Below are 13,226 nucleotides of genomic sequence, written 5' to 3'. Positions count from 1 at the left end.
CTGGTCGAGATCCGCTAGAACGAGATCGTGCCGCTACCGGTGAACACGTAGATGTAGTTGCCGCCGATGTTGTAGAACGAGACCGAGCCGCTCACCGACGCTTGACGATAGTTGTTCGGGTAGGAGATGACGACTTCGCCACTGCCACCGTTGCCGCCGTTGTAAGCGTAGGTCTGCCCGGCAGCACCGCCGCCGCCGCCGCCGCCCGTGTTCGCCGTGCCGCTGATGCCGTTGCCGCCGTTGTCATTTCCGCCAGCGCCACCGCCGCCAGCTCCACCAGCGCCGTTCAGACCACCATAAAACGTGCCACCACCGCCGCCACCACCACCGTAGTAGGTCGATGTTCCAGTTATGCTGGAAGCTATACCGGGGCCGCCAGATCCTGACTGTGATCCAGAACCGGTTCCGCCGACGCCGCCTGCACCACCGCCACCACCTGATGGATAGTAGGAGGCCGCGTAGTTTGCGCCGCCAGCGTAGCCCTGTCCGGACGTGCCCGCGCCGCCCGCTAATGATGTTGAGCTGACCGCCGTGCCGCCGCCAGAACCGCCCGCATTGCCGTTGGCGGTGTTACCGCCACCGCCGCCGCCACCGATTGCAGTGATCGAACCGAATACGGAATTTGCGCCGTTGTTGCCGTTAACTCCCGAGGCAGCGCTGCCAGCACCACCGGCACCAACTGTGATGCTGTATGCTCCGGAAACCGACGCTGTGCCGGGGAGCACGCCGCCAGCACCGCCGCCGCCGCCGTTACGCGAGCCGCCACCACCGCCAGCAACAACGAGATAGTTGACGCTCGGAGTCGCAGGAATAGCGCCTCCCAACACAATCGGCCCCATGCCGGGCAGCGGGCCGATCTGTGCGGCGCTCGGCGAGAGCGCGAGGAAGGCGGCGAGCGCAAAGATCGCGGAGCGAAGACGAGTGCTCCTGATCATTAGATCACCTTGATCGAGTAGGTCGAGGCTGCGCCAGTAGGCCCCGTGATGCGAACGATGGAGATAATGTAAACCGCACCAGCGCCCGTCGGGATGGCGTCGCCCGTGTTTGAGCCAACATAGAAGCCGGACGCAAAGGTGGGGGCCGGACTACCAGATGTCGCATTGTTAATGACCATCAACATGCAGGAACCATCGCTAGATGGTGGATAGATTGTCCACGCGCTCGCAGAAGCTATGATGGACTGCAAAGGTCTAGCGCCACAGTCTATCGTCGGCGAACTTCCTGCGGTCAGAATCAATGTCGTGACATTCGCACCACCGCTTACCGTCTGATCGGGCTTGTTGAGTGTTGCGGTGGCGTAGCCATTGGACGTGGGGCAAGTGACCGCGCCAGTGTAGGCCAGCCCGCAGTCGCCAGACATCAGTACGCTGGCCGGATTGTTGGATGCGTTGCCGACGTAGAATTGCGCCTGGAGCAGAGAGAGGCGGCTAAGGTTCAGCGTCCCCGAGCTGATGTTTCCGGCATTGGTCGTGTCGGTCGTGGCCGAGGGCGCGAACGCAACTCCACGGGTCTCGGTGCAAGTAACCGCGCCCGTGCTCGCCAGCGTGCAGTCGCCCGACATCGGGGTGCCGACCGGATTGTTCGATGCGTTGCCGACATAGAAGTACGCCGTCTGCAGGGCGAGACGGTTGGCGCTAAGAGTGCCAGAGGTGATGTTCGCAGCGTTGGTTGTGTCGGTCGTGGCCGATGGTGCGAAGGGAAGACCGCTGGTTTTGGTGCAGACACTCGATGGATTAAACGCACAGTCTCCATTGGCGGCCGAGAGAATCTGCTCCGGCGTGGAGGTCATCGGGACGCCGCCCTGCAACGTCAAGATCTTTTCGGTTCCGGCGAGCGAGCTGATCGCCGGCAGGCCCAGAACGAAAGAAGAGAACGGTTGCGTCTGGGTCGTCTGTGCCAGCGTCGGGCAAGCGCCCGCGAACAAGGCGAACAACAGTACGGCAGCACACGTCAGTTTTTTCATGTCATCCAACCACGAGTATGTCGCCACTATCGGCGGTTAGTGCGATTCCGCTCTCGTCCGTAATCAGGAGCGTCGGCGGATTTTGAATGGCGACCCAAGCTATCGTGCCGGCCGCGATGGTCTGCTGAACGCGCGCGTATATCTCGGCGTCCGTGATGGGGCCGGTGATCAGCGACAGGTCGGCATATTCGATTGTCCCGACGCCATAGCCGGCGTTGTACCCGCCATAGCCATCGACATTCGGGATGCCTTGGGTGGGTGCGTGATACGCGGACACGAGCATCTGGTTGTCGAACAGCAGCGAGCCGTAGCAGCCGGGGCCCGAGCCGTAGCCGCCCATCTGAGCGACGCCGTAGCCGCCGCAGTCCTGCGGGTTCCAGAGTTCGATGATCTTCGGCGGCTTAGACGTCAGGTCCGTCAGCACTTGGCTGATCGCGTCGCGCGTCTGTCTCGGACGCAGGATCTCCTGCAAGATGCGAGGCTGAAACGATGCGTCGTTTTCGCCGGAGCGTCGAACGAAATTCGCGCCGAAAAAGTCCCACGCCACGATGTCGAGGAATATTCCGCTCGACGTCGCGATCCTGGACTGCTGGCGCGCGTAGCCTATCCACGAATAGCACCACGCGGCGCCGTCGGAGAGACCGCCAAGAAGGGCGTCGCGGATCGGCGCGCCCCAAGAAAACCAGCGACGCGGGAGTACCTTCCGTACGCGCTGGAGGATGTCGTTGCTGTCTCCGATCATGATACGACCACGGACCCGGATTTGATCGTCTGCCCCGCACCGGGGACGAGATCAGCCAGTACGCCGTTGAGCGTATAGCCGGTCACGTCGGTCACTCCGGGCGAGGCGTTGAACGCAATCTGATAGAGCTTGCCGTAAGACAGTGTGCCGGCGGCGGGAGTTGTGCCGAGCCCAATGCCGTTGATGTAGTTCGTGATCGCGGCGTACACCTGCGCCACCGCCGTCGGATGGTCGTAGCCGGGGGCGGTCGTGATCGTCATGGTGAGGTTGGCGCTAATTTCCGTGGCGGCGAGCACCGCCATCGGCGGCCCGGCCGCCTTCACGCCGAACGCCGCCACCTGCGCGGCCGTCAAGGTGGCCGTGGGGATAGCCCCAGACCCGTCATCGACAAAGACGGTGAGTTGAGTGTAGCCGCCGGTGCCCGGCTCCCAGATCTGGTATTGCATCCCCTGCCGGATGCTCACGATCGCATAACCGATCGCGCCCTCGGTCCCGGCTCGCAGCGAGGCGATATAAAGCACGAACCGCGCCTTCAGCGCGGCGTCGCTCTCCGAGTCAAAGCCGTTGATGAAGGCGGCGCCATTGGTGACCGTGTCGATGCCGGTGATCGGAGTCGTGATGACCGTGATGGTGCCGGCCGCCACGTTGCCTCCCGATCCGGGGGTCGCGCATTGGACCGGAACGGTTATCGAGCCGACGTTGGCCGCCAGCGTGTAGCCGTTCAGCGCCGCCGAATAGGTCGCGTAAGTGGTGTTCGCGGTGACGACGAAGTTCTCGGAGCCGTCATCCGTCTGCAAGGTCGCCCCGACAGCAATGAAGCGGGAGGTGGGTGCTGCCGTAAAGCGCGAGAACGTGACGACGCCGGTCGAGGCCTGAGCCGGGAGACGAGGCGAGTTGGTGCCGGGCACCACAGGCATGAAGTCGGCGCACCAAGTGTCGACGTCGTTCCCGCTCGACGTGCTCAGTCGAATGGCCGAAAGCAGCTGGATCACCAGCGCCTGAAACCACAGGAAGAGTCCGGCGAAACCCTCGGCGATCGCGCGCAGGGTTGATCCGGTCGAGAAGTTCAGCAACTTCGCGGCGCGGCCCTGAATGCCGGCGGCCACGTTCGCAACGATCGTTGCGAACGATTGGGTCGGAAGTGTCGGCATCTATGCCCTCAAGCGGTGATCGAGAAAGAGACGCTGACGCCGGTCTGCGCATCCCAATAAAGAATGCCGATGGTGGTCAGGTCGGGCTGGTTGAGATCGGCGGAAACCGTTATTTGCGCCGGTGGGGATGGCGCTACCGACGCCTCAAGCGCGAGTTGCGACGTGACCACCGCTCTGATTTCCTCGACCGAAAGGACGCTGCCGATCTTCTGCGGCAAGCCGGCGCCATAGTCTGGGTGCCAAACGTAACCCTGCACCGCAGTGAACAGCCGCCGCTCAAGGCGCTGGCGAACTTCATCATCGCCGTCAACGACAAGCAGGTCGCCTGTCGCATCGACGCCGAAGTCGTCTTCCCACTCGAGAGAGAGATCAGCCATTTTTAAGTTGCCTCATCTCTTCCTTGAGGGCGTCGATCTCGGAGCGCATCGAAGCTGTCGCTGCGCGCGTCTGGGCGATGAAATCTTGCAGCACCACCCAGACGATGAAGCCGAGCTTGCCTTCGTCGACTGTGAGGAAGCCGTTCGCCTCGCTGACGATCTCGGGGAAAAGTTTCCGGATTTCCTGGGCGATGAAACCGAACGAAGGAACGCCCTCGTCCTTGCCGACCTCGGAAGTGGCTGTGCCGTCGTCGTGCACCACGGTGTGGATGTGGCGCTTGATGAAAGTCTTGACGGCCGCCTGCATGAAGGCGTCGATCGATGGCTCGTACGTCTCGATATTGCTCTTGAGCCTCGCGTCCGAAGAGACGTTGAAGCCGAGCGCCGTGATGCCCTTGGTGAAGGTTGCTGTGTCTGAGCCGAGCAAATTCCCGATAACAGGGATCTGTGGCGCCATATGCTGCACCATCGCGACCGACTGGTGCACGATCCCCGATGTCAGCAACTGGATGATATGCTGACCCTGAAAGGCGCTATGGGTGATGCCGTTGATCTTATCGAGAATGTGCTGGTGCAGCGCCTGCGCCAACCCGCCTGCATTCAACAGGCTACTAAGCTGCGAGGTGAGGCCCGACAGCGAGGTCGCAAGCGCTGCCATGCCGGTCATGCCACTGGAGGCGATCTGCGATCCGATGCCGGCGATCTCGGTCGCGATGCCCGCAGCCGACGCATTGCCGGCGGCGGTCAGCGTCGAACTTATGGAGGTCGCAAGCGAACTGATCTGTCCGCCGATGCTGTTGAGTCCGGGCAAGCCGACACCCGCCCCCGCCAAGGCAGAGACCTGGGCGGCCATGCCGGATAGTTGCGAGGCGATATCGGACAGGCTTCCCGGCAGCTCGGCGGGGCCGGTCTGGTTCACGACACGATGGGTGATGGTCATACTGCGGTTACCGTGACGTTGCCTTGGCCGTCGTGGACGGTGACAGCGCCGTTGCCGTCTTCGCTTGTGAGAGATCCGTCATTCTTGAAGTAGATTTTTTGCCCGGTACCGCCCTGCCCGCCTTGCGCGCTATCCGATCCGCCGCCGCTGTTCTGAAACTTCGTCCACATGACCATCTCGCCGGACTGAACCGCCGGCGGCGTGTCGCTGTCGGAGTGCACGCGCTGGACGATCTTGCCGGACTCGACGTCGCCCTCCTGGAAGCGGACAACGACCTGATCGCCGGTTTTCTTGCCGTCGCCCGGCTGCAGTCCGACCGCGACGCCGTAGCTGTTGCCGACGTGGCCGGTCTCGATCGGGAGCCAGCCGCTCTCCTGCCCTTCGGGCATGAACGCCACCTTGGCCAGATAGTTGACCGGGTCGTAGGCGGTGACGAGCCCGTGTCGCTCGCTGTAACGGCTGGCGTACCATCGCTCGACGATGGCAAGCACCCTGTCTTCAAGATCGCTCATGGTGCGATTTCGCCCGCTGCGAGTTGCTCGGCCGGTGTCGGTGCCGTGGACGAGGTGGACGAGGCAATTCGGCCTGCGGCCGCACCGCGCGCGGTGATGTGTGTGGTGTGACCAGCCATTCCGATCTCGTGGGTCACGCTGTCCATCTGATAGGTCGAGTCGAAATAGCCGGTGCCGTTCAGTTGCAGATCCATCCCGACATTGACCGTCGGATCGCCGGGAACGCTGGCCTCGATGGTAAATTCGTTGCGCGCCCGCTCGATCGCTCTGGACTTGGCGTGCTGGCTGACATGGTCCTGAAGAAGATTGGGGATGTGATAGTTGTAGCTGACCTGACCGACCTTGCCCGGGACGACATAGGTGTCCGTGAACACCTGCTTTTGCTTCGGGTGCCACGCCTTGATCGAGACCGATTGGCTCTTTCCGGCCTGCACGTTGCGCTTGACCACGAGCGCGAGGGAGTCGGCCGCCATCGGCCCCGGACCGGGCGGCACATAGTTCAGCGTGTAGACGCCGGTCGGATTGTCCTGTGATTGGTAATGCAGCGTTCCGGTCGCATCGATATACCAGCGTGCACCGTCGAACTCCGCCAGCTTGTGGATCACGTAGGAGAAGCTGACGTTATCCGACAGCCGGACATAATCCTGTTGCAGCTGCTTGCCGGCCATCAGGCCGGAGGGGTCTGCCTGCACCTTCAGGCCGACGCGGGTGGCGAGATCGGTCACGATGTCGCTGCCCATCTTGTTCTGCCACTTCTCGCTGGTCTTGTTCGAGTGCAGCGGGGCGGAAGCGTCGCGGCCATGCACATTGATGACGAGGCCGATGAGGTCGAAATTGGTCTTGTCGATCTCTCCAGTCGTCAGCGGCTCGTTCATCCCGCGCGTCGTGACGGTGATGGTTGCGGTGTTCTGTCCGAGGCCGGTCAGTGCTTCGAGCGCGCCCGGATAGGTCAGCGGGATCGCGCACGAGAACGTCCCGCTCTTGCGCTTGGCCTGCTGCTCCACCGAGCCGTGCTCGATCGGGAACGACTGGCCGTTGACGTTCAGGAACGCGGAATGCGGTCCTGCGCCGGACGTGATCGCCACGTTACTGGCCCCAGATCCCGGTTTGCGTTCCCGTGGGAAGCACCGGCGGGATCAGGATATCTTCCTGGGCGACGATCCATGGGTCGATCAGGCCGTTCAATTCGGCGATCGCTACCCACTGCAAGGGGTCGCCCGCCTGCAACATCGCTACTTCGAACAGCGTGGTGTCGGACACGCGAACGGTCTGCGCCGGCACCGTCGCGGCGATATATCCGGCGGCCGGCGTGGTCGTGGTCATGATGGCAACTGTTCCAGGTTCGACGCAGCGCGGCCGGTAACGCCGCGCATCAGCGCCAGATTTGATTGATCCTGCGAGGCCGCGAGCAGGCCTTCGATACCGGCGATCATGGCCGGCGGGTCAGGCGGCGCGGTCCACGTGTCGAGCATGTTGTTCGGCGCCACCAGCGCCGACTGCACGTCGGTGACGAGCTGAGCCGCATTCAGCTTGATCGCCAGCACGGTGGCGCGCGAGGCCGACGCCAATGGCGCGGCCGCGGCGACCTGAGCCTGCAGGTTGGTCAGTTCGGTGGTGATGTTCGTGGGAATGCTCATGTCGATATCGTTCCGCCCGATGACGACGAGGTGCCCGACCCCGACGCCGCGCCCGACGCGGTCCCGAGATCTGAGCTGACGAGGCTGTCGACAGACGATGTTGATGGAGTGAGGTTGCCCAGCGCCGGGTTCTGATAGACCGTGCAGGACACGGAATATTCCACCCACACCGGCAGGCGCCGGATGGTGTAGCTGAACTTGTCGATAATCACCGACCGGTACTGGCCGGCGAAGGTCAGCGCGACGACGTTGCCGGCGGCGCGCAGCGCATCGAGCGCCAGTGCCGTCGCCAGCGCGTTGTTGCCAAAAAAGGTGCCGCTCCAATTGATGGGGGCTTCGTCAGGTCCGAGGGTATCGATGACACGCGCGCCGCCGGGCAGCTTGTGGACGACCATAGCTTGGCTGCCACCGGCGCCCATGCCGCTAGGCGTCGAGAAGTCATCGAAGGCGATGCCTCCGAGTGTGAGAACGTCAGCCATTGTTTGCTCGATTAGGTCGTCGACAGGTTGCTATCGGCGTCGGCCCACTGACCCCAGTGATCCGGCGCGCCGGCACCGGTCGGGAACATCATCAGTTCGGCGAGTTGCGCACTGACGGTTTGCGCCAGCGTGCGGCCGTCGACGTTCAGGGACAGAGACACTGGCTGCGGCTTCGGTCTGTCGGTGCCGGGGTTGAAGCTCACAGGCGACATGCCGGCAGCTAACATCTGAGCAGGCGTCCAACTACCATACGCATTAGGTGCTGTATGTGATTCAGGCAGAGGGGCGGAGGGGCCAACCAGCCCTTTGACGCGATTGTAGAGCCCTTCTATGAAGTTGATGAACCCCGATATCGCGCTCTCGATGCCATTGAACATGGTGGTGAGACCGTGATCAACGAGATGAGACAGATCGACGATACGCGCCCCGACCCAGGAAAGCCCTTCCCCGATCACGCCGAGTGAAAAGCTTTTCTTTATATTTTCCCAAGAGAGGATGTCCTTCCTTGCACCTTCCGCATTCGCCGTAATTTTGTCCCAGTTGAAGGCGGCGATGGTGGCCCCAACTGCCGCGAACGCAAAACCAGCAGCACCGAGTATGACCGGCAGGCCGACAATGGACGTAACCAAAGCCGCAGTGAGGATGCCGCCGATCGTGATCATGCCGACAGCAATGCCGGTGATAACCTCGAAGATCTTGTCCATCTGTTCGGGGGTGAGCCGCGTGATGCTATCGGTAACCGAGTTCAACCCGCTCGCGATTTTGTTGAGGATATCGGCAAACTTATCCGTCTCCTGTTCCCCCATCGCGACCTGAAGGTTGTGCCAAGCGGCCCCAAGGTTCTGCTGGGCCGCGTGCAAGTTGCGGTCGAATCCGGCCAGGCCCTCATCGACGGTCGCGCCCTGCTTGAGGCCTGTGGTTTCACGTTCCATCTGCTGCCGCGACAGCAGGATGTCTTGGATTTCGCGGTTCGAGGTTTGCCGACCGACCATCCGGCTGATGGCCTCGATCTGCTGTTCCTGATCGGTGATCCCCTGCGCCTCAAGCGTCTTGACCAGATAGTCGACGAACTTCACCGGGTCCTTATTGAGCATCCCGAGCAAACGGCTGGTCGCCTCCGGAGTCAAAGAGACGTGACCACCTTCGCTCGTCGCCTCTCCCGGCCTCAGCACATTGTAGTCCAGCATCGCCTCGGCATTGCGCTTCATCATGGAGCCGGTCATCTGGCTGCGCAGAGACAGCAGCGCCGTGCCGGCGCGCTGGCCTCCCATCATCTGGGAGAGGATGGCCATATGATCGAAGCCCTCCTCCGTGAGGCCTCGCATGGCGCCGCCACCGGCCTGTTGGGCGAGCCCGAGCAAAGTCTGCGCGTCGACCTGACCGTGGGTGGCCGCCTGGAGCTGCGCCACGGTGTCGAACCACTTCTTGACCTTCTCGGGATCGATGGCCCCATTGGTGCTTAGCCGGCCAGACAGTTCGCCGGCTCGCATCAAGGTGTTGATGCTCTCCTCGGGATGGCTTCCGGGGTGGCGCATCTCCATCAGGCGCGCGTAGCGGGCGGCGTACGGAGTAATCTTCTCCGCCTCTTCGGGGTCCTGCAGAACGCCAAAGACGCCACCATAAATATTGGCGACGTCCTCCACCTTCATGCCGAGTTTGGTGGCGAGGCCGAAGGAGAGCTTCCTGATCTCGCCGTTGTTGACCAGTTCGGCGACCTTCGGATTGAGCTGCGAGACCTTGGTCATCGCATCCTGGAAGTCGGCCGCCGTTTCGACCAGCTTGGTCATGACGCCGAGGATGCCGGCGCCGCCCAGCATGAGGCCGACCCCCGCAATGGCGGTGCCCCACTTGCCGAAACCCTTCTCGACCTCACCGACCGACGTCTTGAGCCCGAGCAGGTCCTTGCCTATAACGGCAAGGACGGACGACATGCCATTGGCGAGAACAATGGAAACGCCAATCTTGTAAGCGTCCGACACGGCGAAACCCTCTTAAGGTGTTTGAATGCGTTTTTTCTTTACCGGCCCGCGCATCTTGGGCATTCGACCCGGTATCAGCTTCGGCCCCAGCGACTTGCGAAGGCTAACCCGTCCCCGACAGGCTTCAGGCGCCGGTCAGATGACCGGCTCTTTCGTCTACGTGATCTCCAACGGCATCGGCGGCCACAAGATTGGCCAGTCGACCAACCCCATCCAGCGGATCTCAGACCTGCAGACCGGCTCGGCGCAGGAATTGAAGTTCGCCTACATCGGGGTGACGCCGGGGACGGGCTTCAATGTCGAGGGCGCCGCCCACGACCTTCTGGATCAGCGCCGCATTCACAACGAATGGTTCGCAGTCCCGGCGTCGATTGCGATTGGCGCGGTCATCGAGGCGGCCCAACGCCTTGGCGAGCCCATCCAGCAAGTTTCCCCGGAGATGGTCCCGCAGATCATTCATCTGGCGAACCAGCCCGGAGAGGCCGCGCCAGCGCGGCGCGCGCCGTTGTGGCTATGGTGGTTCTTCTGGCTTTCGGCGGCGTTTCTTGCTGGCGTGATCGCGCTCGTAGTTTTCTAGACCCGTCCCCGACGCCTACTTCTTCGGTACGATCGAGTTGGCGCCCCCTACCATCTCTCCGGACAAGGCAGCCACCGTTGCGCGCCCGATGATGTCGAGCGCCTCCGGCATTTTGTGCTGCGCCGCCCCTTGAAGAAAAGGCCGAGGCGGAATGCGGCTCGTACCCAGCTCCTGCCAGACCGCAATCTGGCTATCGGTGCCGACGGTCACCTCATCGTGACCGACCTTGTACCAGACCGAGTCGCGCATCTCGCCGGTGCGCTTGAGCGGCTCGTCGGGGGCGAAGCCGTGGCTTTCGCGGTCGTCCTGCGTTGACGGGGCCAGTTCTGGCCAGCCGTAATCGTAAGTGCCGATGACGCGGTAGACTTCCTTGGTGACGAGCTTGCCGACCTCTTCAAGCGCGTGGTGGTTGGCGTGCTCCACCTCAAGGCCCATGACGGCGACGTGCTCGATGAAGCCGAGCAGCGAGAACTCTTTCATGGTGCTGCGGTCTCCGGATCAGATCTTGCCGTCGTCCGCGGCGGTCTTCTTGCCGACGTCGGCCGTCTCGCGAGCGCGATCGGCGCGGATGGCGTTGGCGATGGTCAGGCCCTCGTCGGCCTCCTTGTGGCCGGGGTTGACCTCGCCGTGCCCGTAAACCGGCGTATCGGGATAGTTTTTGGCGATGAAGGCTCTCGCTGCGGCGACCTGCGCCGGCGTCACGTCGTTATTGTCCTTGGCGATCACCTCCATGCCGACTGTGTTGTCGTTGTTGAGGCCTGCGCCCTTACCCCAGCCGGACAGGATGTGCTTCGAGCCAGCCGGGCCGAAGGCTGTGATCTTGCCGTCGCGGTCCATGATGTATTCGACACCAAGGCCGCGCTGGTTGAGGGTGTCCTCGACGCCCTGCACAGATCCGCGGCCGCCGGTGTGATGCATGATGAAGGCCTTCGGCTCGACGCCCGGGACACGGCCGGGCTGTCCGGCAATGTCGGGGGCGGCAGCCGCAGCTGATGCCGCTGTGCTCGGGTCCGCCGCCTGCTTGGCCTCGCTCTCGTTGACGAGGCTGCTCCATTTTTCGTGCCATTTGGGGCTTTCGCCGAGCGGGGCGAAGAAATGCTCGCGATTCTGGACCGCCCGCTCCTGAAAGCGGCCACTGGTCACATCGCGTTCGGCCAGCCTGTTGCCGGGCTGGTTGGAGGCGTTGTCGGTGGCGTAGTTCGAGGTGTTGGAGTAATTCAGCGCGCGGTCGCGGCTTGCTTCCAGCGTCTTGCGGGTCTGAGGCGAGATGTTGTCGCTCCAGCCGGCGTAGTAGCCGCCCTCGCTCGTCGTGCGCAGCTCTTGTTCGAGACTGGTGCCACGAACGGCGGCGCGGTTGATGGCGCTCTCCCACAACGATGTCGACGCGGTGGGATCGGGGTTCTCGCCCGCGAAGATGTGCATGGCCTTGTCGTTGAGCCAAGGCTTGTCCTTGAGCTCCTGGCGCGCGCGGTCGCGTGCGTCAGCGAGGCCGCCATAGACCCTGCTGCCACCCGTCGGGGACGGGTCATGAATGTTGACGTCCGGATAGGCACCCTTGACGTCACCGCGGCTGGGCACCGGATGCTGACGCGACCCCGCACCGAAGCCCCCGCCTCCATCAGCGCCCCCATACTCGCCGGGCGCGAAATCCATGCCCTCGTAGCTGGCAAGGACCGGCGTCGGGGGAGACGCCGGCGCATTATCGAGAAGTGTGACGGTCCCGACGACCCTGCCGTTGACCGTGATCTTGCCGACATGCATGAGACGTTACCGCCGATCGATGAAGCGCATGCCGTCCCAGTCCCACTCTTTGTTGCCGTTTTCGAGCTGGGCGAAAATGATGGCGTAGCCAAGCATCTCCCAGTCATCCATCTCGTGGGCGACGTCGAACGGGACTCCGTTCTTGATGTTCCAGCAAATGAGCCGGAGAACGGAGTCCTCGGTTAGTTTTTTGCGGCGTCGTTCGGATCAGTAACAGCATCGACCTGCAGCCGCGCGACGGCGCGGCTTGCGGCGGCAAGACCCTCTTCGTCGAGACGATCATAGATCGCATCGAGTTCGGCGCGGCTCTTCGCGAACGGGATCGGCAAGTTGTCGATCTCGCAGACCGCAGCCGCGACCAAGAGCGGTATGCGGTGCGGAAAGTTGACCTTCCTTCCGTCCGGAGTGAAGACCTCGTCGGCGCCGGAGAGGTCGGCGGTGTAGCCGGCGACCTTGGTCTGCTCACTCGGTTTAAGCTTGCGGACACCGATCAGACGCCCAAAGGCGTCGGCTTCCCTCTCGACGCGCTTGTAGCGCGCGAGAATGATCTCGCTTTGCGTGGTCATTTACTTTTTTCCTGTGGGGAGGGTTGGCGGTGGGATCGCTTAAGCGATCGAGACCTTGGTGGAGGCGTATCCCGTCAGCGCAAGCGTGACGTTCTTGTCGCGCGAGATGTTGCCGTGGTCGGTCAGGAAGACCACGAAGCCCGTGTACTGGTAGCGCGACACGCTGCCGTCGGGATTGGTGATGGTCTCGTTGAGATAGCCGGCGCTCTGCACCTGGCCGGCGTTGAACGAGGCTTCGGCCGCCACCATGAAGTCCTCGATGGCCGAGCCGGTGCGCGTGATCGTGAAGTCGATCTTGAACCCGTCGGGCACGAAGCCGTAGCGGGGCGGCGCGTTGTACGGCATCGACTTGATGTCGTGCTTCTGCGCCGAAATCCTCACGTCCTGGACGTCGCCGAGGTCGATCAGCGTTCCGGACGTGCCATCGTAGTAGCTGATGGAATAGTCGACGCCGACATTCATTCCATTAACGGGCATAGAATCGCTCCTTCGCCGCGCGGCTTGCGCACGTCGGCATCAGTTTTTGAATTTTCGGGTGAAGG

General features: G+C 62.8%; 17 protein-coding genes. 1 reads left to right on the top strand and 16 read right to left on the bottom strand.

All coding sequences use genetic code 11. The features are described from left to right. Nucleotides 1-14 precede the first annotated feature (14 nt). Genes B5527_RS43920 through B5527_RS14720 form a run of 12 tightly spaced genes read right to left on the bottom strand, consistent with a single transcriptional unit; the run spans nt 15 to nt 9,780 of the window. Nucleotides 15-935, bottom strand: coding sequence for a glycine-rich domain-containing protein (locus B5527_RS43920; RefSeq protein ID WP_154072257.1), 921 nt, complete (start codon nt 933-935; stop codon nt 15-17). Beyond that, nucleotides 935-1,963: a hypothetical protein gene (locus B5527_RS14770; RefSeq protein WP_154072256.1), complete on the bottom strand. Its 1,029-nt coding sequence runs from the start codon at nt 1,961-1,963 to the stop codon at nt 935-937. Before B5527_RS14770 ends, B5527_RS43920 begins: the two co-directional genes overlap by 1 nt. Before the next feature lies 1 nt (nt 1,964). After that, nucleotides 1,965-2,705: a hypothetical protein gene (locus B5527_RS14765; RefSeq protein WP_079602041.1), complete on the bottom strand. Its 741-nt coding sequence runs from the start codon at nt 2,703-2,705 to the stop codon at nt 1,965-1,967. Beyond that, nucleotides 2,702-3,811 carry a baseplate J/gp47 family protein gene (locus tag B5527_RS14760; RefSeq protein ID WP_172842562.1) on the bottom strand — a complete coding sequence of 370 codons (1,110 nt, stop codon included), beginning with the start codon at nt 3,809-3,811 and terminating at the stop codon, nt 2,702-2,704. Before B5527_RS14760 ends, B5527_RS14765 begins: the two co-directional genes overlap by 4 nt. 53 nt (nt 3,812-3,864) lie before the next feature. Further along, nucleotides 3,865-4,233, bottom strand: coding sequence for a hypothetical protein (locus tag B5527_RS14755; RefSeq protein WP_079602038.1), 369 nt, complete (start codon nt 4,231-4,233; stop codon nt 3,865-3,867). After that, nucleotides 4,226-5,173 (bottom strand): tail fiber domain-containing protein, encoded by a 948-nt coding sequence (locus B5527_RS14750; RefSeq protein WP_079602036.1) that lies wholly within the window; start codon nt 5,171-5,173, stop codon nt 4,226-4,228. The genes B5527_RS14755 and B5527_RS14750 overlap by 8 nt, the downstream gene beginning before the upstream one ends. Beyond that, nucleotides 5,170-5,685 carry a hypothetical protein gene (locus B5527_RS14745; protein WP_079602035.1) on the bottom strand — a complete coding sequence of 172 codons (516 nt, stop codon included), beginning with the start codon at nt 5,683-5,685 and terminating at the stop codon, nt 5,170-5,172. The genes B5527_RS14750 and B5527_RS14745 overlap by 4 nt, the downstream gene beginning before the upstream one ends. Then, the gene (locus tag B5527_RS14740; RefSeq protein WP_079602033.1) at nt 5,682-6,770 is read right to left on the bottom strand and encodes a hypothetical protein; all 1,089 of its coding nucleotides are present in this window, start codon (nt 6,768-6,770) and stop codon (nt 5,682-5,684) included. The genes B5527_RS14745 and B5527_RS14740 overlap by 4 nt, the downstream gene beginning before the upstream one ends. A gap of 1 nt (nt 6,771) precedes the next feature. Next, complete coding sequence (locus B5527_RS14735) at nt 6,772-7,008, bottom strand: hypothetical protein (RefSeq protein WP_079602032.1); 237 nt, start codon at nt 7,006-7,008, stop codon at nt 6,772-6,774. Then, entirely contained in the window at nt 7,005-7,322 is a 318-nt protein-coding gene (locus B5527_RS14730; protein ID WP_079602030.1) for a hypothetical protein, read from the bottom strand. Before B5527_RS14730 ends, B5527_RS14735 begins: the two co-directional genes overlap by 4 nt. After that, the gene (locus B5527_RS14725) at nt 7,319-7,801 is read right to left on the bottom strand and encodes a hypothetical protein (protein WP_079602029.1); all 483 of its coding nucleotides are present in this window, start codon (nt 7,799-7,801) and stop codon (nt 7,319-7,321) included. Before B5527_RS14725 ends, B5527_RS14730 begins: the two co-directional genes overlap by 4 nt. Before the next feature lie 11 nt (nt 7,802-7,812). Continuing rightward, a complete protein-coding gene (locus B5527_RS14720; protein ID WP_079602027.1) occupies nt 7,813-9,780 on the bottom strand; it encodes a hypothetical protein in 1,968 nt (655 codons plus the stop codon). Between the two features lie 139 nt (nt 9,781-9,919). Here B5527_RS14720 and B5527_RS14715 point away from each other — a divergent pair, with 139 nt between their 5' ends. After that, on the top strand, nt 9,920-10,357 hold the full coding sequence (locus tag B5527_RS14715; protein WP_172842561.1) for a GIY-YIG nuclease family protein: 438 nt from the start codon (nt 9,920-9,922) through the stop codon (nt 10,355-10,357). A 15-nt stretch (nt 10,358-10,372) separates the two neighbouring features. Here the strand turns inward: B5527_RS14715 and B5527_RS14710 are convergent, their stop codons facing one another. The 4 genes from B5527_RS14710 to B5527_RS14695 all read right to left on the bottom strand — a co-directional run bounded on the left by B5527_RS14710 (nt 10,373) and on the right by B5527_RS14695 (nt 13,161). Beyond that, on the bottom strand, nt 10,373-10,837 hold the full coding sequence (locus tag B5527_RS14710) for a hypothetical protein (protein WP_079602025.1): 465 nt from the start codon (nt 10,835-10,837) through the stop codon (nt 10,373-10,375). An 18-nt stretch (nt 10,838-10,855) separates the two neighbouring features. Then, nucleotides 10,856-12,118, bottom strand: coding sequence for a peptidoglycan recognition protein family protein (locus tag B5527_RS14705; protein WP_079602023.1), 1,263 nt, complete (start codon nt 12,116-12,118; stop codon nt 10,856-10,858). A gap of 182 nt (nt 12,119-12,300) precedes the next feature. Next, on the bottom strand, nt 12,301-12,684 hold the full coding sequence (locus B5527_RS14700; RefSeq protein WP_079602022.1) for a hypothetical protein: 384 nt from the start codon (nt 12,682-12,684) through the stop codon (nt 12,301-12,303). 39 nt (nt 12,685-12,723) lie between these two features. After that, nucleotides 12,724-13,161: a hypothetical protein gene (locus tag B5527_RS14695; protein ID WP_154072255.1), complete on the bottom strand. Its 438-nt coding sequence runs from the start codon at nt 13,159-13,161 to the stop codon at nt 12,724-12,726. Nucleotides 13,162-13,226: the final 65 nt, after the last annotated feature.

The sequence above is a fragment of the Bradyrhizobium erythrophlei genome (assembly GCF_900129425.1).
Lineage (GTDB): Bacteria > Pseudomonadota > Alphaproteobacteria > Rhizobiales > Xanthobacteraceae > Bradyrhizobium > Bradyrhizobium erythrophlei_C.
Note: the sequence above shows the minus strand (reverse complement) of the source record. Positions and strands in the feature narration are given on the sequence as shown.